The 19165-nt window shown below is 45.6% G+C and carries 18 protein-coding genes; 13 read left to right on the forward strand and 5 right to left on the reverse strand.

Going from position 1 to position 19165, the window contains the following annotated elements; translation table 11 throughout:
- Positions 1 to 74: 74 nt before the first annotated feature.
- Complete coding sequence (locus tag OC443_RS10470) at positions 75 to 431, reverse strand: hypothetical protein (protein WP_073583990.1); 357 nt, start codon at positions 429 to 431, stop codon at positions 75 to 77.
- Between the two features lie 280 nt (positions 432 to 711).
- On the opposite strand from OC443_RS10470, the gene OC443_RS10475 reads away from it, so the two are divergent.
- Entirely contained in the window at positions 712 to 1800 is a 1089-nt protein-coding gene (locus tag OC443_RS10475; protein WP_073583991.1) for a lactonase family protein, read from the forward strand.
- Between the two features lie 63 nt (positions 1801 to 1863).
- On the opposite strand, the gene rluB is transcribed toward OC443_RS10475, so the two are convergent.
- The 3 genes from rluB to rnm all read right to left on the reverse strand — a co-directional run bounded on the left by rluB (position 1864) and on the right by rnm (position 4443).
- Entirely contained in the window at positions 1864 to 2790 is a 927-nt protein-coding gene (gene rluB, locus OC443_RS10480) for a 23S rRNA pseudouridine(2605) synthase RluB (RefSeq protein ID WP_073583992.1), read from the reverse strand.
- 163 nt (positions 2791 to 2953) lie between these two features.
- Positions 2954 to 3574, reverse strand: coding sequence for an L-threonylcarbamoyladenylate synthase (locus tag OC443_RS10485; protein WP_073583993.1), 621 nt, complete (start codon positions 3572 to 3574; stop codon positions 2954 to 2956).
- The gene (rnm, locus tag OC443_RS10490; protein WP_073583994.1) at positions 3574 to 4443 is read right to left on the reverse strand and encodes an RNase RNM; all 870 of its coding nucleotides are present in this window, start codon (positions 4441 to 4443) and stop codon (positions 3574 to 3576) included. The genes OC443_RS10485 and rnm overlap by 1 nt, the downstream gene beginning before the upstream one ends.
- 373 nt (positions 4444 to 4816) lie before the next feature.
- On the opposite strand from rnm, the gene OC443_RS10495 reads away from it, so the two are divergent.
- The 11 genes from OC443_RS10495 to OC443_RS10545 all read left to right on the forward strand — a co-directional run bounded on the left by OC443_RS10495 (position 4817) and on the right by OC443_RS10545 (position 15084).
- Entirely contained in the window at positions 4817 to 6394 is a 1578-nt protein-coding gene (locus OC443_RS10495; RefSeq protein ID WP_073583995.1) for an anthranilate synthase component 1, read from the forward strand.
- A 12-nt stretch (positions 6395 to 6406) separates the two neighbouring features.
- Positions 6407 to 6985, forward strand: a complete 579-nt coding sequence (locus OC443_RS10500; RefSeq protein ID WP_073583996.1) for an aminodeoxychorismate/anthranilate synthase component II — start codon at positions 6407 to 6409, stop codon at positions 6983 to 6985.
- A gap of 57 nt (positions 6986 to 7042) precedes the next feature.
- Positions 7043 to 8041 (forward strand): anthranilate phosphoribosyltransferase, encoded by a 999-nt coding sequence (gene trpD / locus OC443_RS10505; protein WP_073583997.1) that lies wholly within the window; start codon positions 7043 to 7045, stop codon positions 8039 to 8041.
- A 4-nt stretch (positions 8042 to 8045) separates the two neighbouring features.
- Positions 8046 to 9455, forward strand: coding sequence for a bifunctional indole-3-glycerol-phosphate synthase TrpC/phosphoribosylanthranilate isomerase TrpF (trpCF, locus tag OC443_RS10510; RefSeq protein WP_073583998.1), 1410 nt, complete (start codon positions 8046 to 8048; stop codon positions 9453 to 9455).
- A gap of 47 nt (positions 9456 to 9502) precedes the next feature.
- On the forward strand, positions 9503 to 10693 hold the full coding sequence (gene trpB / locus OC443_RS10515) for a tryptophan synthase subunit beta (protein WP_073583999.1): 1191 nt from the start codon (positions 9503 to 9505) through the stop codon (positions 10691 to 10693).
- Entirely contained in the window at positions 10693 to 11499 is an 807-nt protein-coding gene (trpA, locus tag OC443_RS10520; protein ID WP_073584000.1) for a tryptophan synthase subunit alpha, read from the forward strand. Before trpB ends, trpA begins: the two co-directional genes overlap by 1 nt.
- 317 nt (positions 11500 to 11816) lie before the next feature.
- Positions 11817 to 13085 carry a dicarboxylate/amino acid:cation symporter gene (locus OC443_RS10525; protein WP_073584001.1) on the forward strand — a complete coding sequence of 423 codons (1269 nt, stop codon included), beginning with the start codon at positions 11817 to 11819 and terminating at the stop codon, positions 13083 to 13085.
- Between the two features lie 212 nt (positions 13086 to 13297).
- A complete protein-coding gene (locus tag OC443_RS10530; protein ID WP_073584002.1) occupies positions 13298 to 13840 on the forward strand; it encodes a septation protein A in 543 nt (180 codons plus the stop codon).
- Positions 13841 to 13843: 3 nt separating this feature from the next.
- Positions 13844 to 14257, forward strand: coding sequence for an acyl-CoA thioester hydrolase YciA (gene yciA, locus OC443_RS10535; RefSeq protein WP_073584003.1), 414 nt, complete (start codon positions 13844 to 13846; stop codon positions 14255 to 14257).
- Positions 14258 to 14389: 132 nt separating this feature from the next.
- Positions 14390 to 14686 carry a YciI family protein gene (locus OC443_RS10540; protein WP_073584004.1) on the forward strand — a complete coding sequence of 99 codons (297 nt, stop codon included), beginning with the start codon at positions 14390 to 14392 and terminating at the stop codon, positions 14684 to 14686.
- A gap of 2 nt (positions 14687 to 14688) precedes the next feature.
- Positions 14689 to 15084, forward strand: coding sequence for a GspS/AspS pilotin family protein (locus tag OC443_RS10545; protein WP_073584005.1), 396 nt, complete (start codon positions 14689 to 14691; stop codon positions 15082 to 15084).
- 71 nt (positions 15085 to 15155) lie between these two features.
- Here OC443_RS10545 and OC443_RS10550 read toward each other — a convergent pair whose 3' ends face one another.
- A complete protein-coding gene (locus OC443_RS10550; RefSeq protein ID WP_073584006.1) occupies positions 15156 to 17021 on the reverse strand; it encodes an FAD-dependent oxidoreductase in 1866 nt (621 codons plus the stop codon).
- 650 nt (positions 17022 to 17671) lie between these two features.
- Between OC443_RS10550 and OC443_RS10555 the strand changes: the two genes are divergently transcribed.
- A complete protein-coding gene (locus tag OC443_RS10555; RefSeq protein ID WP_143169354.1) occupies positions 17672 to 18874 on the forward strand; it encodes an acyl-homoserine-lactone synthase in 1203 nt (400 codons plus the stop codon).
- Positions 18875 to 19165: the final 291 nt, after the last annotated feature.

The raw sequence follows: 19165 nt of genomic DNA on the forward strand, positions 1-19165 counted from the left end.
GTTAACTGTATAGATATACTTTGTCACATTTGGCCAGAGAAAGTGCAGACTGATCTACACTTTCCCGTCAAAAGCTACAAAGCAAAGTCACTTGTTACTTTTACCCCAGCAATTAATGGCTTCCCTTCAGAGCATTCCGCAATATATACCTGAACTTTTTTATGATGCATTAGTGCATTTCTTAACATTTTTTCATATTCCACATATGTACTTTCAATATCTTGGGTAAAACCTGCTGATTTAGACTCAGTCTGACATATACCCGTAACCGGAGCTGTTTTAAATGTCACTTCAGCGCCTTGTTGATATGCTTTAGCATCGTAAAAATCTGAGACACTTTCCACCGATAGTTTCTCAGTCCACTCTCCCGCAAATACGGAAGCAGTAACTGATAAACACAAGGGCAACAATAGATATTTTGTAATTTTCATGGCTATTTCCTTTTCTTAAATATTGCATTAATTGTTAGTATCTCACAAAATTTTGAACACCGTTCAATTGAGACTACAGATACTATAAGAGAAGATATTGAATAAATAAAACAATGTTCAAAATTTTGAGCATACAATTTCAAAAATATTGATATTCGTCAGATTAAATTATGTTTTTAATCACTTATAAATCAATAATCACACAAAAAGCGGTGGCATCTTCAATCCAGCTCCTGTTTAATGCATTATCATGAAACAGAATGTCTACCAGAACCGACACATGCCAGAACATCACAACTCAGACAGGAAAGAACATGACCTCCGGCTTTGGATCGCTGCCGGTCAGCACGGTATTTTTAAAGCAGCGTTTTCTGTAGAAAATCAGACCGTTTGCTATTTGGCCTGTGCTCAGGAAACAGCCCCGCTCAGAATGACCTATCTGATCAAACACCCTGATAAACCAATTCTTTACGGAATATTAAGAGGGGAAGGTTTCAGTCAGATCCATGCTTATCAGATTCTGGATAATGGCGACTTACAACTGATAAATTCTCTGGATGACTGCCCGGCAGGTGCTGCTCATATCAGTATTAATGATGAAGGTTCTTTACTGGCCGTGGCCTACTATTTAAGTGGTCAGGCGGGCATTTACGCCATCTTGCCATCTGGTGCACTTGGGATATTGAGGTATGAGATTCATCACTCGGGGAGCAGCCACCACCCTGAAAGGCAAACATCACCTCACCCGCACTGGACTGGCTTCAGCCTCAACTCAAATAGCTTCTATGTAACCGACCTCGGGATTGATCAAATCTGCTGTTACCACTTCAAAAACAATCAGTTAAAGCTACAACAGAAAACTTTGACGACTCAGGGTGCCGGACCAAGGCATATGGCTTTCCATAAAGCATCTCATACTGCTTATGTCACAAATGAGCTTCAGGCATCCGTTTCGGCCTACCGTTACAATCCGGAAAATGGTCAGTTAACTGAGATAGAAACCATCAAAAGTTTCGTCAAGTCAGAACCGGAAAGGCCACATAACGTTTCAGATATTAAAATTCACCCTTCGGGTCAGTTTTTATACGTACTTAACCGTGGCGTTGATTTGATCTCGGTCTTTCAAGTTGCTCAAAAGACCGGAAAGCTCACGTGGATAGCCAGTGAACCAGCGCACAGCACATCATCACGATCAATCACCTTTGATGCAGAAGGACACCTGATGTTTGTCAGCGGGGAGTTCAGTGACACTGTCGTTATCTTTCACATCAACTCAAACACAGGGCAACTGGAGTGGCAACCACCGATCCTCACAGTTCCTGAACCAATGGCAATTGTGACTGAAACTATCGTCTTTAACCAAGGATGAAGATGTAAAAAGAGCGCCTTTTGGAGCGCTCTTATTCTTATCTTCCGGGGGAAAACTAAAAGATTAGCGGGAACGTTTATTTACGGGACCAGAACTTTTACCTGAACGACCGGCTTTTGCATTTCTGCCCTTTGGACTGGAGATTCGTTCTTCATGTCGTTTCACAGCCCGGCGAATTTTCTGACTTCTCGAACGTTCACGTTTACGGGAGGTATTATCTTTAGACACATCAATCATTGTGCGCTGTTCCGGATTAAGCTCAACCAGCTCCCGCAAATAATTGACTTCTTTCAGAGTGAGTTCAACCCATCCTCCCCGGGGCAGCGCTTTATCCAGGAAAATGTCGCCATAGCGAACCCGCTTCAAGCGGCTGACCGTTGTATCCTGAGATTCCCACAACCGGCGGACTTCCCGGTTACGTCCTTCGTTGATCACCACATAGAAGGTATGATTGATTCCTTCTCCACCGGCATAAACGATGTCTTCAAAACGGGCAACACCATCATCAAGCGTCACACCATTCACCAGGTTCTTTATCATCTCTTCGGTCACATCGCCAAAGACACGAACAAGATATTCCCGTTCAACCTGACGACTCGGATGCATCAGCCGGTTGGCTAATTCGCCATCGGTTGTAAACAGTAACAGCCCTGAGGTATTCGCATCCAGTCTTCCGATAGAAACCCACCGGGAACCCCGGATTTTTGGTAACCGGTCAAAAACGGTACGCCGTCCTTCAGGATCATGACGGGTACAAAGCTCACCTTCAGGCTTATAATAAGCAAGGACTCGACAAATCACATCTTCCTGAGCTTTAACAGAAACAGTATGTCCATCAATCCGGACCGTGGCATCTTCATCTTCCAGACGTTCACCCAGAATTGCCACTTTACCATCGACACTAACCCGCCCGGCCCGAATCAGTGTTTCCAGCTCACGACGTGAACCGTGACCTGCCCTTGCTAAAACCTTTTGTAACTTTTCGCTCATTGATTTACCTTGCTGTGTCGTCTTCTCAGACGTCGAATAAAAATACGGCCTTTTACCGCGGCCGCGTATTATCTCAAATCACAAGTTAAAAAGCATCTGTTTTGATTGTCACCGGACCATGAAAAATTCAATAGTCAACAGGTCTTATATATAATACAAGGAGCTATTCAAATGGTGTTGGATCGCCGGCACCAAGCCGCTGAACTATCATTTCACTCTCACTGAAGTCAATGACAGTCGTCGGCTGTTCCCCTAAATAACCACCATTCAGAATCACATCAACCGAATGCTCCAGCATATCCCGGATTTCTTCAGGGTCAGACTCAGTGGTGTCTTTACCAGGTAAGATTAAAGATGTCGACATCAGAGGTTCACCCAAGGCTTCAAGCAAATCCAGTGCAATGCGGTTATCCGGTACCCGGATACCAATGGTTTTTCTTTTCGGATTCATTAATCGTCTTGGTACTTCTTTCGTCCCTTTAAAGATAAAGGTATAAGGTCCGGGCGTATTGTTTCTCAACAAACGAAACGCGGTATTGTCGACACGTGCGTAGAGTGATAATTCGGAAAGGTCTCTGCACAGCAGAGTAAAATTGTGCTTATCATTCAAATGCCTGATCCGGCAAATTTGCTCCAGTGCGGATTTATTTTCCAACTGACATCCCAATGCATATCCTGAGTCTGTCGGATAAACAATCACCCCGCCATTTCTTACAATCGCAACAGCCTGGTTAATTAACCGGGCCTGCGGGTTTTCAGGATGGACATAAAAATACTGACTCATTACGACTCCTCGTCATTAACGACGCTAACAAATGGGGGAAAACCCCAATCTTTCCATACAGGTTCAATATCAGAAGGCAACCACAGATTTCGGCCTAAATCCAGCCAGGGAGATGGATAGTGGAAATCACTCCCCTGAGACGCTAGCAGGCCGTAGTGTAGCGCATTATTGGTTAAATTGCGCCTTTCCTGCGTGCCTTGTTGTGGCTGAGCCACTTCCATTGCATCTCCGCCAGCATCACGAAACGCTTCAATCAAACGCTTCAGCCACTTAGCACTGAGCTGATAACGTCCCGGATGTGCCAGAACAGCCTGACCTCCTGCCGCATGAATGGCTTCGATCGCATCATCAACCGAACACCAGTCAGGCGGAACATAACCCGGACAATTTCTGCTCAGATATTTTTTGAATACATGTTGCATTGACTTAGCGTACCCGTTTTCTACCAGCCAAATTGCAAAATGTCCCCGGGTTATCGCTGCATCTCCGGCAATCACAGACACTTCATCGAAAACTCCCGGACGGGTCGCTTTTTCCAGCCGGGAAGCAATCATACGCGCTCTTTCCTGCCGGCGGGATCGTTGCGCTTTCATCAATTCAACCAACGCCGGATGCTGCGGATCAATATTCAGCCCGACAATATGAATATCTTTATTTTGCCAAACGGTAGATAACTCAATGCCATCGATCAGACATAAAGGAAGCTGATTTTGACGAATATGAAGCGAAGCCCGCTCTAACCCGTCAATGCAATCATGATCTGTGATTGCCAGCACTTCGATCCCACGCTCAACAGCCCGATCAATCAAAGCTTCCGGCGACAAACGTCCGTCTGAAGCTGTGGTGTGACTATGTAAATCTATTTTCATTTTTATTTTTACCAACAAAAGGCTTGACTTTTTACTGCCGCACTAGTTTACTAGTACAAAAATACACGAACGAATACAGGCCGCTCCATGTTACAGGAATTCACGATGAATCTGAAATGCACGCTATCCCGCACAAATGCCCCCGTTCTTACTGGTGGCTGGTGGCGTCTGAACCTGTTTTCACGGCGGGCTGCCTGTTGATCTGAATGAAATTAAGAAGCCCGCAATTTGCGGGTTTTTTTCTGCTTTTTTCAGTCAAAACTAACAACATTAACGAAAAATTAACAACGAAATTCACCGAAACATAACAACGTACAGCAATACATCACCCGTGACCAAGGTCATGTGATGTCAGGAGTTTAAGGGTTATCAAATGAATAACACCATACATATTAATACACTGGGTAACATCCGCCTGGTCACGACAAGCATGCCTTATCATGCCGATCCGACCGTCCTGTTTCATACACTGTGTGAAAAAAAGACGGATAGCTTACTGCTTGAATCAGCCGAAATTGATTCCAAAGCCAATTTAAAGAGTCTGCTGTTAATTGATGCAGCCGTGCGGATTACCTGTACAGGGCATAAAGTCACCTTTCAGGCGCTGACAGAAAACGGCCAGGCTTTAATCAGCCATCTGGCAAAAAATATTAAGGCAGACATACAAACCGGGCAGACGGAACAAACCCTGTCATTATTTTTTTCTGCACCGGATCAGACACTCGATGAAGACAGCCGGCTGAGGGAATCCTCTTCATTTGATGCGCTTCGCCTGGTTCAGCACAGCTTTGACCGGACTGATCTGGACAGATACGCCATTTTTCTCGGGGGTGTCTTTGCTTACGATTTAGTTGCAAACTTTGAACCGCTGGGAGAAGTAAAAGGAAAAAACAAGTGTCCTGACTATGTTTTCTACGTCGCTGAAACACTGATGATTGTCGACCATCAAAGCCAGACCTGTCAGGTCCGGGGAACATTGTTTAATCCGGTCGCCAGCACAGAAGAGAAAGTGACGGCAAGGCTCGAAGCCATTACACATCAGTGTAAAGATTTAAAACCACTGCCTGACTTTCCGCCACTCAGCTCAGAAGATGTCACACCTTCTGTTTCCGATCAGGCTTATTGTGACATCGTTGAAGATCTGAAAGGCTATATTGTCCGGGGCGATATTTTTCAGGTCGTGCCTTCCCGGACATTCAGCCTGCCTTGCCCTTCCCCGTTGACTGCTTATAAAAAGCTGAAAGATAACAACCCAAGCCCGTATATGTTTTATATTCAGGACGAACTGTTTACGCTGTTCGGTGCCTCTCCGGAAAGTGCTCTGAAATATGATCAAAGCTCCAACCAGATTGAAATCTATCCGATTGCCGGGACCCGCCACCGGGGTAAAAATCCGGACGGCTCGATCAATCTTGATCTGGACGGACGCATCGAGCTGGACCTGCGTTGTGACCGGAAAGAAAACGCAGAACACATGATGTTAGTCGATCTGGCACGTAACGATGTGGCCCGTATCTCTCAGGCCGGTTCAAGACATGTGGCCGATTTACTGAAAGTTGATCGTTACAGCCATGTGATGCATCTCGTATCCCGGGTTGTCGGCCAGTTGCGTTCGGATTTAGATGCACTACATGCTTATCAGGCATGTATGAATATGGGCACACTCACCGGTGCGCCAAAAATCAGAGCGATGCAGCTCATTCGGTCCGTAGAAAAAGAACGCCGCGGCAGTTATGGCGGTGCTGTTGGTTACCTGACGGGAGAAGGTGACCTCGATACCTGTATCGTGATTCGCTCAGCCTACGTCGAAAATGGTATCGCCAACGTACAGGCAGGCGCCGGTATTGTCTATGATTCCGATCCACAGGCGGAAGCTGATGAAACCCGGAGCAAAGCTCAGGCTGTTATTTCAGCAATTCAAACAGCACATACGCTTTCATCAGGAAAATAAAGGATCAGCATCATGGCTCACATTATCTTTATCGACAATTTCGATTCATTTACTTATAACCTGGTTGATCAGTTCCGTTCTCTTGGTCATCAGGTAACTGTTTACCGTAACCAGATTGAAGCGGCCCGGATTGTATCCGCGGTCCGCGCAGCAGAAACCCCGGTAGTGGTTTTATCTCCCGGTCCCGGCATTCCGTCAGAAGCGGGTTGCGTGCCGGAACTGCTTCAGACTCTGAAAGGCGAAGTGCCGGTGATCGGTATCTGTCTGGGGCATCAGGCGATTGTAGAAGCTTATGGCGGCAAAGTTGCCGGAGCCGGTGAAATCGTCCACGGCAAAGTCTCATTAATGACTTACCAGCCACATCAGGTTTATCAGGGATTGCCTTCCCCGCTGACGATTGCCAGATACCACTCATTAGTCGCAACACATGTGCCGGACAGCTTAACAGTAACGGCTGAAGTGGATGGCCTTGTTATGTCAGTGATTCACGAGCAGGATAAAGTCTGCGGATTTCAGTTCCATCCGGAGTCAATTATGACCACGTACGGTGCACAATTGCTGGAAAATACCATCGAATGGGCACTGCAGTAATCTGCTGTTTTTCATTCCCGACATGTCGACTGAAACAGAATTAAAGGTAAAAACATCATGCAAGCTATTATCGATAAACTGTATGCGCAAACCCCGCTTTCCCAGCAGGAATCTTATCAGTTATTTGAGCAGATTATCCGCGGTGAGATGGAACCGCTTCTGATGGCAGCATTACTCACCGCACTGAAAATTAAAGGTGAGACACCAGAAGAGATATCAGGAGCAGCACAGGCGTTACTGGATAATGCTGTCGCTTTCCCCCGGCCAGATTACGACTTTGCCGATATTGTCGGAACCGGTGGCGATGGTGCAAATACAATCAATATTTCAACCACAGCGGCTTTTGTCGCCGCAGGCTGTGGTGTGAAAGTCGCCAAACACGGAAACCGCAGCGTGTCCAGTAAATCCGGTTCTTCCGACTTGCTGGATGCATTTGGCATCAATCTGGCGATGACGCCGGAAAATACCCGCAAAGCGATTGATGAGCTGGGCGTTGCTTTCTTATTTGCGCCGCAGTATCACGGCGGTGTCCGCCATGCAATGCCGGTTCGCCAGACATTAAAAACCAGAACCATTTTCAACATTCTCGGCCCGTTAATTAACCCGGCGCGGCCCAATATCGAACTGATGGGTGTCTATGATTCGGCGTTAATTCAGCCCATCGCAGAAACCATGCTGAAAATGGGCATGAAACGGGCGGCGGTCGTTCATGGTTCAGGTCTGGACGAAGTCGCGATTCACGGTATAACTCAGGTTGCGGAAATCCACAACGGGAAAATTACCCGTTACACACTGACACCGGAGGACTTTGGTCTGAACACCTTCCCGCTGGAATCAATTAAAGGCGGTGCACCTGAAGAAAACCGTCAGATTATTGAAGATATTCTTACCGGGAAAGGAACCGAAGCTCAAATGTCTGCGGTCGCCGTCAACGTTGCGCTATTATTGCGTCTCTTCGGACAGGAAGACCTGAAAGAAAATGCCGCCAAAGCTATGCATGTCATGCAAACCGGTCAGGCATTTCATCTGGTTAAACAACTTGCAGCGCAAGGGTAAACACATGGACAAGCAATTATCAGAACATATTTCAACCCGGCATACCGAGATGGCTGAAGTACTGGCCCGGATCGTCAAAGACAAAGCAATCTGGCTGGAAGAACGCATGCAATCCCAGCCGCTGGTCTCATTTCAGGATGAGCTTTCACCGTCTGACCGAAGCTTCTACGACGCACTGAATACGGGCAAAACTGCCTTTATTCTGGAGTGTAAAAAAGCCTCTCCGTCAAAAGGACTGATCCGCGAAGATTTTAATCTTGATGATATCGCCTGCGTTTACCGCAACCACGCGAACGCGATTTCGGTATTAACTGATGAGAAATACTTCCAGGGAAATCTTGAGTTTTTACCCCGGGTACGCCATCAGGTCACTCAACCTGTATTGTGTAAGGATTTCATGCTGGATCCATACCAGGTCAGCCTCGCCAGATACTACGGGGCCGATGCGATTTTGCTGATGCTTTCGGTGCTAGAGGACGATGCTTACCGCAACATGGCTGACGTCGCCCATTCACTGAATATGGGAGTTTTAACCGAAGTCAGTAATGAAGAAGAGCTTGAACGCGCCCTCGCTCTCAATGCAAAAGTCATCGGGATCAATAACCGCAATTTGCGGGATCTGACCACAGACCTGAACCGGACTAAACAACTGGCGCCCAAAATTCCGGATGGGATTACCATCATTTCCGAGTCAGGAATTTATACCAACCAGCAGGTACGGGAGCTGGCACAGCATGCGCATGGCTTTTTAATCGGCAGCTCGTTAATGTCTGAAGAAAATCTGGAACTTGCAGTACGCCGGGTCACGCTCGGAGAAAATAAAGTATGCGGCCTGACCCGCCCACAGGATGCTGCTCAGGTTTATCAGGCGGGTGCGGTCTATGGCGGATTGATTTTTGTGGAAACCTCTCCGCGCTACGTCACGGCAGAACAGGCAAAAACCGTGATCGATGCCGCGCCGTTAAATTATGTCGGGGTCTTTCGTGATATGCCGGCTGAATCATTATGTGATATCGCACATCAGCTTTCACTGAATGCGGTTCAGTTACACGGTCACGAAGATCAGGCTTATGTCAGTCACCTCCGTGACCGGCTCGATCCGTCTGTGGCTATCTGGAAAGCCTACGGTGTCAGCGACCACGTTCCGGAGCCACTGTTGCACCATGTTGACCGCCACCTCTATGATACCAAATCAGGCAATCAGTCCGGCGGCACCGGTTTAACATTCGACTGGACGCAGCTTCCCCGGACATCAGATGTCATGCTGGCAGGTGGTCTGTCACCGGACAATGCCCAACACGCAGCCTCCCTTGGCTGTGCCGGATTAGACTTCAACTCAGGCGTTGAATCTGCCCCCGGCATAAAAGATGCCCGAAAAATACAACAGGTTTTTCAGCAAGTCAGAAATTACTGAACACCATCGCAACAAAAGCAGTTAACGAATTACAAGGAATCAAAGTTATGTCTAAATTAGACGCATATTTCGGCGAATACGGAGGACAATACGTTCCCCAGATCTTAGTTCCTGCGCTTGATCAACTGGAACAGGCATTCATAGATGCACAGCAGGATCCTGAATTTCGCTCCGAATTCATGTCATTACTCCAGGAATATGCCGGACGCCCGACAGCATTAACACTGACACGGAACCTGGTCAAAGGCACCAAAACAAAACTCTATCTGAAACGTGAAGATTTACTTCACGGTGGCGCTCATAAAACCAATCAGGTACTTGGACAGGTTCTGCTGGCCAAACGCATGGGAAAAACAGAAATTATTGCTGAAACCGGCGCCGGGCAGCATGGCGTGGCAACCGCAATTGCCTGTGCCCTGATGGATCTCAAATGCCGGGTGTATATGGGCGCGAAAGACGTTGAACGCCAAAGCCCGAACGTGTTCAGAATGCGTCTGATGGGCGCTGAAGTCATCCCGGTACATTCCGGTTCTTCCACGCTGAAAGATGCCTGTAATGAAGCACTGCGCGACTGGTCTGCTTCTTACGAAACCGCCCATTATCTGTTAGGCACAGCGGCTGGCCCTCACCCGTTCCCGACCATTGTCCGCGAGTTTCAGCGGATTATCGGTGAAGAGACCAAAAACCAGATTCTGGCCCGTGAAGGCAGTCTGCCGGATGCGGTGATCGCCTGTGTCGGCGGTGGTTCAAACGCCATTGGCATGTTTGCTGACTTTATTGATGAGCAGGATGTTCGCCTGATTGGGGTTGAACCGGGTGGTAAAGGCGTGGATACACCGATGCACGGCGCTCCGCTCAAGCATGCGAAAACCGGGATATTCTTCGGCATGAAAGCACCGCTGATGCAGGATGAAAATGGTCAGGTGGAAGAGTCTTACTCCGTTTCTGCCGGGCTGGATTTCCCGTCTGTCGGACCGCAGCACGCCTATTTAAATGCCACCGGCAGAGCTGAATATGTCAACATCACTGATGATGAAGCACTGGACGCCTTCCAGGATCTGGCCCGCCATGAAGGCATTATCGGCGCACTGGAATCCTCTCACGCGCTGGCACATGCCCTGAAAATGGCCAAAGCTGAACCTGAAAAAGAACAGGTTCTGATCGTCAACTTATCCGGACGCGGAGATAAAGACATCTTCACTGTCCACAAAATTCTGGAAGAAAAAGGAGAGCTGTAATGAGCCGCTACGAAACACTATTTCAACAGCTTGCAGAAAAAAATCAGGGTGCATTCGTCCCCTTTGTCACGATTGGCGATCCGGATCCGGAGACCTCACTCGACGTCATGAAAGCACTGGCTGAAGGCGGTGCAGATGCACTGGAACTGGGGATGCCTTTTTCAGACCCATCAGCAGACGGCCCAACCATTCAGGGTGCGAATATCCGGGCTCTGGACGCAGGAACCACACCGGACATCTGCTTTTCTTTGATTGCACAACTGCGCAAAGAATACCCGGATCTGCCTATTGGTTTACTGATGTATGCCAATCTGGTGTATGCCCGTGGTATTGAACATTTCTACCAGCAATGTCAACAAGCCGGGGTAGATTCCGTGCTGATTGCCGATGTCCCAACCAATGAAGGCCAGGAATTTGTCGAAGCTGCTGAAAAATATAACATCGCGCCGATTTTCATTGCACCACCAACGGCCGATGACGCAATGCTGAAGTCTGTGGCAGCGATGAGTCAGGGCTATACTTATCTGCTTTCCCGTGGCGGTGTTACCGGCACTGAGACCAAAGCAAATATGCCGGTCGACACACTGCTGGCGTCACTCAAACAGCATAATGCACCACCGGCCCTGCTTGGTTTCGGTATTTCGCAGCCGGCTCAGGTCAAACAGGCGCTTGACTCAGGTGCAGCCGGTGCAATTTCAGGTTCAGCCGTGGTCAAAATCATTGAGTCCTGCCAGGAAGATAAAGCGAAACTCACAGAAAAACTCAGAACATTTGTCGCAGAAATGAAGCAGGCTACCCTGAAATAAATATTCATTTTTTCATTTTGTTCTTTTTAACCAGCGGCTTCATAAATGAAGCCGCTCCTGCCACCACCCCGTTTAATACACACTTTTCATAAATGAAATATATTTCATAAAAACCGGATAAATATTTACAAAAGCATGAGTAGTCATATCAGCAGCCAAACGTTTGCTTTATTTTGATGCTGACAACACTTTTTATCCGCCTATGCCTTGATCGAGTCAACTTATCAGTGCAAAAACAGTGCTGGAATAATTATCCATGTAATCTCTCATTGTTAGAGATTTACACCAGGAATTTAAATTTTTATAACACAGGGGTTATGGAAGTGTTAAAAGAAAAGAATATGCTATCGAATATTGGTGTTCAGGTCGTCATTGCGATGATCTTAGGTTCTGTGATTGGGGGAATCATGGGCCATGATGCATCAATGTTCTCGCCACTTGGGGCAATATTTATCAATCTCATCAAAATGCTGGTGATCCCTTTGGTCGCTGTGGCTTTAATTTCAGGAGCTGCCGGCCTTGGTAACAGCCATTCAGCCGGTAAAGTTGGTGGTATCACATTAGGCTATTTTGCAGTGACTTCAGCGCTTGCTGTAGCACTTGCGCTGATCATGGGACAGGTTTTTCAGCCTGGTGTCGGTGTTGATGTTTCCAGTGTCGAGGGCATGTTCTCCGCTGAATATGCATCAAAAGGTGAATTACCAACCTTCTGGGCAACCGTAATCGGCATGATTCCAACCAATGTTTTTCAGTCGCTGAATAACGCAAATATCCTGCAAATTTTAGTTTTCTGTCTGTTCTTCGGTATTGCATTATCCAGACAAAGCGAAGAAAAACGTACACCAATCATGAATGGCGTAAATACCATTGTTGATGCCATGGTATGGATGATTAACAAAGTCATGGTCATTGCACCTGTTGGTGTCTTCGGTCTGATGGCTGAAGCAGTCGGCACATTTGGCTTCAGTGCCCTGACCGTGGTCTTCAAACTATTTGTTGTCTACGTGGCAGCGATTCTGATTTTCGGCTTTGTTGTTTACCCGATGATGATTCAGATCTTTACCAAAACATCGGCCAGAAAATTTATTTCTGCGATGAAAAAACCACAGGCAGTTGCTTTATCGACGGCTTCTTCAATGGCCACCCTGCCGGTCACGATGGATGTTACGGAAAATGAACTAGGCGTGAGAAATTCAACCGCTTCATTTGTATTACCGCTTGGTGCGACGATCAATATGTCCGGTAATGCGATTTACTACGGGCTGGTTGCCGTCTTCTTTGCGCAATTGTTCCATATTGACCTGGGCGTTGGCGCCTACATTGCGATTATCCTGACTGCGACACTGGGCGCTGTGGGTCAGGCTGGTGTTCCCGGCCCGTCATTTTTGGTTGTTGCCGTGCTGCTGGCGGCCGGCATCCCGATTGAAGGCTTGCCACTATTGTTCGCTCTGGATCGTATTTTTGACATGATTCGTACCGCACTCAACATCACCGGTGATGCAGCCTGTGCAGTGATCGTCGACGCGCTGATTGGTGAAGAGCCGGTAGCTGCTGATGAGCCTGTGGTCATTGAACAGGAAAGCTAATCATATTGCAGGGCTGAGAGTCCGCATCTGATTGAATCTGAAGAGCCGCAACAGATTGCGGCTTTTTTCAATTATGCCTCGGCGGAAAACTAAAGTAACAATTTAAAAAACAGCCCCACACATAAAATCAAAGATTACCGGCCTAAGGCTATTCAGCTCACCGCTAAATTTAGATAGACTGTGCGGAATATTAATTAAGGATACGCCTGACGATGAAACAGTTGATCGACTTTATTCCCCTGATAGTCTTTTTTGCACTCTACAAATTTTATGATATCTATGTTGCGACCGGCGCATTAATTGTCGCGACGGCACTTCAGATTGTTATCACCTGGTTCTGGTTTAAAAAAGTCGAAAAAATGCAGCTGATCACTTTCGTGCTGGTCGCTGTCTTTGGCGGAATGACCATTTTCCTGCATGATGACAACTTCATTAAATGGAAAGTTACCATCATCTATCTGATTTTTGCGATTGGTCTGGCTGCAAGCCATCTGATGGGCAAATCGGCCATTAAAGGCATGCTGGGTAAAGAAATCGAACTCCCGGATCATGTCTGGTCAAAAATAAACTGGGCCTGGGTTGGATTTTTTACGGTATGTGCCGCAATCAATGTTTACGTTGCCTTTCGTCTGCCACTGGATGTCTGGGTCAACTTCAAGGTCTTCGGCCTGCTGATTGCTACCCTGCTCTATACCTTACTCACCGGTTTATACATTTATACAAAACTCCCTAAAAGTACTAACAGTGAACAATAAAGCATGACAAAAGAAGTAAATACACCAAAAGGCCAACTCCTCTCGCGTACACTTGCTATGCCGGCGGATACCAATGCGAATGGCGATATCTTTGGTGGATGGATTATGTCTCAGCTTGATTTAGCAGGCGGAATTCTGGCAAAAGAAATCTCACACGGACGGATTGTCACCGTCTCAGTATCCAGTATCACATTTCAAAAACCTGTCCGGGTTGGCGATGTTGTCTGTTGCTATGGTGAATGTGCCCGCATCGGACGCAGTTCAATGTCAATCGAACTTGAGGTTTGGGTTAAACCGGTTCATGAACAAGGGGTGGATGATCGTTATCAGGTCTGTGAGGCAACCTTCAATTATGTTGCCATTGACAGTAACGGACGCCCCAGAGCCATCGTCCGGGACACCCATGCACATGCATGATCCGGTTCAGTCATTGAAGTGACGCTGAGGCGGACAGTCATAATCAATTACCAACAAAACTGTCACCCTGTCGGTTTATTTATGGGACAGATGTAAGGGTCAGTTAATCTTTTTTTGCATAAGGACGTTGATATGTGGTATGTAATCTTTTCTCAAGATATTGAAAACTCTTTAGAAAAAAGGATGAGTGCTCGTCCCCAACATCTGGAACGGTTAGAGCAGCTCCGGAATGAAGGGCGTCTTCTGACAGCAGGACCAATGCCGGCAATCGATGCAGAAAATCCCGGTGAAGCCGGATTTACCGGCTCGACTGTGATCGCTGAATTCACGTCGCTGGAAGAAGCACAAGCATGGGCGGATGCCGACCCTTACCTTAAAGCAGGGGTTTACCAGTCTGTCATTGTCAAACCATTTAAAAAAGTATTCTAATTATGAATAAATTATTAATCGCACTCGGCTTAACGACTGTTTTATTCGGATGTAGCAGCAGTCACTCAGATCAGGATGAGCAGCTTACTCTGCTGGCTGCAAATCGTGCAAATATCATTCAGTCTAAATTGCCGGTTAAATCAGGGCCTCTGTCTATCATGAGGGCAAGTTCAAACGGAAAAATCATTGAACTGATGATGATCTATAACGAAACGGCACCCGGTGCCAAACCAATTCAGGTCATCCTTAACCACAGTATAAAACAATATTGTCTGCAGGCAGATACCAAAGCAAACCTCGATGCTGGTATCAATTACCGGATAAAAATGCGGAATTCGCGGGGTCAGTTGATGATTGATCAACTCCTGACAAAAGCAACCTGTAAAAAATCATCCTGATTGCTGTTTACACAGAAATGCCGCCTGAACCAGGCGGCATTTTTCTTTTTATCTGATTCAACACAGAAAAGCTATTGATGATGGTGTTGCTGCACCTTTAATTTGTCCACCTGATAGTCAGTTGCATAGCGGCGCAGCTTACAGGCATTTCCGTCCATACAGCCGCAGCTCAGACACCGCTGTGCTTCAGTCATAGCTGACTGTTCAGAAAGACCAAGCTCGACCTCAGCGAAGGTCTGTTTACACTCATCTGATGGCAATGCCGGCATCCGGGCTCTGAAAAACTTCTGCAATGCCTGCTCAATTTCGGTTTCAGACTTACGGGCCATCCGGCTGCGAATCGCTTCTTTCAGCTTATTTGTATGTTCAGCCCGGACAAGATGAATCCGATCGACATTTCTGGAATGGAAAGACTCCGTATAGAGTTTTTCCATATCTCCGCCAAGGAAATGATCAATGCCCTGTGCAGCCCGGCGGCCATCAGCAATCGCTTCAACAGCCGTTGCCGGCCCGCGTCTGAAATCGCCGATGCCGAAAATATTAGCCACACCGGTAAACATACTGTCTTCATCTGTGGTCAGCGTATTCCAGCGGGTCAATGGCAATTCCAGTGTTGCTTCATTCTCAATAAAGCTCATGTCTGTTTTCTGGGAAACAGCTGCAATCACCGTATCAAATTCATCCGTAAAAAACTCACCGGTCGGCCGTGGTCTTCGCCTGCCGGATGCATCCGGCTCGCCCAATGCCATTTTTTCAAGCTTCACCTGGCAAACCCGGCCATGTTCATCAGCGATATTCTCCACCGGATTGGTCAGAAAATAAAAATGCACACCTTCGTGCTCAGCTTCTTCAATCTCATAGGTTTCAGCCGGCATTTCTTCCCGGGTCCGGCGATAAATCAGTGTGGTATCCGCACCTAAACGCAGCGCTGTTCTGGCACAATCGATCGCGGTATTCCCGCCACCAATGACTGCAACTTTTTTACCGACTGCATACTGCTTCTCCATGATTTGATCTTTGAGGAAATCAACACCAAGAAAACAGCCAGCCAGCTCACTGCCGGGATAATTCATTTCGCTGGCCTGCGACGCACCAATCGCCAGACAAACCGCATCATAATCCTGACTGAGAGAGGAAAGAGAAAAATCAGCACCAAGCCGCTGGTTCAACACGATTCTCATCCCGTTACGGCACATCATGTCAATTTCTTTGTCCAGAATCGCTTTCGGTAAGCGGTATTCAGGAATACCATAACGAAGCCAGCCACCGGCTTCGGGCATCGCTTCAAACACCGTCACTTCGTAACCTTCGTTGGTCAGAAAATACCCGCAGCTCAAGCCGCCCGGCCCGGCACCAACAATGGCAATATGTTTCTTCTTCTCTGGCTTCGGTACAGGAACAAACGAATCACCTTCGCTTAAAACCTTATCGGCGGCATGACGTTTGAGAAAACGAATCGCTAAAGGCTCATCCATTTGACGGCGTAAACATTTTGCTTCACAAAACGCAGGACAAACCCGTCCGATAGAAAGTGGCATTGGCAACGTTTTCCGGATCACTTCAATCGCTTTCTGATTCTCGCCCCGGGAAATAAAGTAAAGATATGACTGGATATCAACCAATGCAGGGCAAGCCTGCTGACAAGGCGGCACAGCACAGTTCATATCAGGGCGGGATAAAATCTCTTCCAGTTTACGTTTTCTGCGGCGGGATAAAGCCGGTGACATCGTAACCACAGACATCCCTTCAAGCGGTGATGTTTCACAAGCTTTGACTATTCCGGAATTATTCACCTCAACTTCGCACAGACAGCAATCCGAAAAACCATCGCTGCCACACAGTGAAGGTATTTCTATACCGCAGGTTTCTGCGGCGCTCAGCAATGTCTGGTTCTGCTCAACCTGATATTGCCTGCCATCAATCATGATATTTACCATCAACATCCTCAATTTTTATCAATCTGTGGCTTTTGATATACCCAGCCTGACACAAGGTAAAAATAGCAAAACCAAATTATTCATCCCACGATCCATATCAAGTGAACCATATCAAGTGAACCAATTCAGATATATTTTATTTGAGCGCATGGTAGCATAATCAAGGTTACAAAGCGTAATCCAGATCAAATCCGGTAAATAAAAACTCTAGTTATATCACTGGTTTAACCAGTATTTTCTATCATTTGTTTTTATTTCCTTCAGGGCATTTATATGTGTCATATATATCATAAAACCGGATGTTTATAGTTTTTCAACTAATAGATTTCACCCCGCTTTATTATAAAATATCGCCGGTAAAAATTTAGTTTCAGCCTCAGCTCCGGCACTACGATTCGCATCTGCGAACCAGCTGCACGCCCGTTCATCAATTCTCATCCGGCACAATATCTATACCCAAACAACCTGAAGATGCAGGATTCAGGTTGCTTGGGGATATAACTCAGGACGTTATCTGGCCAGAAAAACTCCATTCAGAATAAAAAAGTTCGCATATTTGAGCAACAACACACTTTTCCACTCGTAGATATACAATTGAAGTGATATTATCATCAGAAATATACTAACAATGACGTCAGATGGATTATGGGATGAAACCTGCGCAGTTTTACTATAACGACCAACAAGAAGCTCTCTATGGGTCAGATAAATTTAGTTTATTTCAGGCTGTTGAACAGCTTGATGTCGCAGATACAAGGAAGTTTCTGGGTAATATTTTAAATACCCGATTACAGCAACTGAATAAAATTTCGCCAGAAATATCGGCTTTGAATATCGCGAATAAGTTGTGCTTATCTGAGTATGACATGTTGCTTTCTCAACCAAAACAAACCTTGTCAAAAGACGCACTTTGGGTTGAAATGCAAGCACTGAATCTGTTTGATAGTTTCGCTGATTTTTGGTGTGATTTTGAGCTTTATCAAGTCAAAAAGAAGTATACACATGCATTGACATCATCTTCTTGTGGTGAGAATGAATTTATAACTTATTCCGAACAAGATTATAATTCTCAATTAATTATTAATATTGAAGGTATTAAAGAGACGTACCTGACACCTTACTTTGAATATCCAATGTCATTATCAGACGCAATATTATTATTCAATCTATCAACGTCTGTTAAAGAAAACCGGTGGTATGAAATGCTATTTTCATTGGAGTTATCGACGAAAGGAAGCCATTTTGTCTTATTCATACCAATTAAATCTGAACCTCAATGCTCTCTCATTATATCGACGGCAAAGATTCAATTCTGGTCTAAAGACACTGACTGGCTTTATCTATCTCCTTTTTTTGTATCAGATAATTGGAAATTGTGTAGTAAAGTATCATCACTACAGAAAAATCTGAATGAATTTATTCCTATATATAACAGGCATCTATTAAAATTCAACAGCAGTGCAGAACTTGATAAAAAATTCATTGAGTTAATTCATAATAAAGAAAACATTTGTGAAGTTATAAGACTCACGGTTTGTGGAAGTACCAAACAAAAGTCATTTCTCTTATACTTGGCACAAAAAAGGATGATCAGTCTTTTAGAGGATATTAACATAACTCTGGGCTTCGTTATAACCGGACAGCCATTAATTGTGAATTACTATAAAAGCCTTGAAGACAATGCTTATATTAACATCAGTAAAAACAATTTAAATGATACAAGAAATTATTCATATACATATAAAGGGCTTTGGGTCATAAATAAGTTAAACAGGCACTTTCAAGAGTCTGATTATCGCACATATAAAAAAAAGTCAATCCAACAGGTGAGATTAGCTAGTGAGACAAAATGAAATAATTAATATATACAATGCTATATTCGGTTATCCGAAAACAGTACTCTTACTCATTGTATCAGTATCTGTTTTGAGCTGGATTGTGTTTTTTTTGTATAAATTAAAAGCCCAAAAAGTCGATTTATCTCATAGTCATTACAAATATTACATTTCCTATTCAATAGGTATTTTGTTCTGGGTACTATCCAATGCCTACTTTTCATCGGGATTATTAACTTTATTTTCAGAAAGAATTGCAATCAACATGGCTTTGATTGCTAATATTTCGGCGTTTATCTCTTGTGCATC

Origin of the sequence: Vibrio quintilis, from assembly GCF_024529975.1 — a bacterium.
GTDB lineage: Bacteria > Pseudomonadota > Gammaproteobacteria > Enterobacterales > Vibrionaceae > Vibrio > Vibrio quintilis.

Bases quoted from the DNA above. Each gene is read 5' to 3' on its own strand.
- OC443_RS10470 (WP_073583990.1), bottom strand. From the start codon at position 431: ATGAAAATTACAAAATATCTATTGTTGCCCTTGTGTTTATCAGTTACT.
- OC443_RS10475 (WP_073583991.1), top strand. From the start codon at position 712: ATGCCAGAACATCACAACTCAGACAGGAAAGAACATGACCTCCGGCTT.
- rluB (WP_073583992.1), bottom strand. From the start codon at position 2,790: ATGAGCGAAAAGTTACAAAAGGTTTTAGCAAGGGCAGGTCACGGTTCA.
- OC443_RS10485 (WP_073583993.1), bottom strand. From the start codon at position 3,574: ATGAGTCAGTATTTTTATGTCCATCCTGAAAACCCGCAGGCCCGGTTA.
- rnm (WP_073583994.1), bottom strand. From the start codon at position 4,443: ATGAAAATAGATTTACATAGTCACACCACAGCTTCAGACGGACGTTTG.
- OC443_RS10495 (WP_073583995.1), top strand. From the start codon at position 4,817: ATGAATAACACCATACATATTAATACACTGGGTAACATCCGCCTGGTC.
- OC443_RS10500 (WP_073583996.1), top strand. From the start codon at position 6,407: ATGGCTCACATTATCTTTATCGACAATTTCGATTCATTTACTTATAAC.
- trpD (WP_073583997.1), top strand. From the start codon at position 7,043: ATGCAAGCTATTATCGATAAACTGTATGCGCAAACCCCGCTTTCCCAG.
- trpCF (WP_073583998.1), top strand. From the start codon at position 8,046: ATGGACAAGCAATTATCAGAACATATTTCAACCCGGCATACCGAGATG.
- trpB (WP_073583999.1), top strand. From the start codon at position 9,503: ATGTCTAAATTAGACGCATATTTCGGCGAATACGGAGGACAATACGTT.
- trpA (WP_073584000.1), top strand. From the start codon at position 10,693: ATGAGCCGCTACGAAACACTATTTCAACAGCTTGCAGAAAAAAATCAG.
- OC443_RS10525 (WP_073584001.1), top strand. From the start codon at position 11,817: ATGGAAGTGTTAAAAGAAAAGAATATGCTATCGAATATTGGTGTTCAG.
- OC443_RS10530 (WP_073584002.1), top strand. From the start codon at position 13,298: ATGAAACAGTTGATCGACTTTATTCCCCTGATAGTCTTTTTTGCACTC.
- yciA (WP_073584003.1), top strand. From the start codon at position 13,844: ATGACAAAAGAAGTAAATACACCAAAAGGCCAACTCCTCTCGCGTACA.
- OC443_RS10540 (WP_073584004.1), top strand. From the start codon at position 14,390: ATGTGGTATGTAATCTTTTCTCAAGATATTGAAAACTCTTTAGAAAAA.
- OC443_RS10545 (WP_073584005.1), top strand. From the start codon at position 14,689: ATGAATAAATTATTAATCGCACTCGGCTTAACGACTGTTTTATTCGGA.
- OC443_RS10550 (WP_073584006.1), bottom strand. From the start codon at position 17,021: ATGGTAAATATCATGATTGATGGCAGGCAATATCAGGTTGAGCAGAAC.
- OC443_RS10555 (WP_143169354.1), top strand. From the start codon at position 17,672: ATGAAACCTGCGCAGTTTTACTATAACGACCAACAAGAAGCTCTCTAT.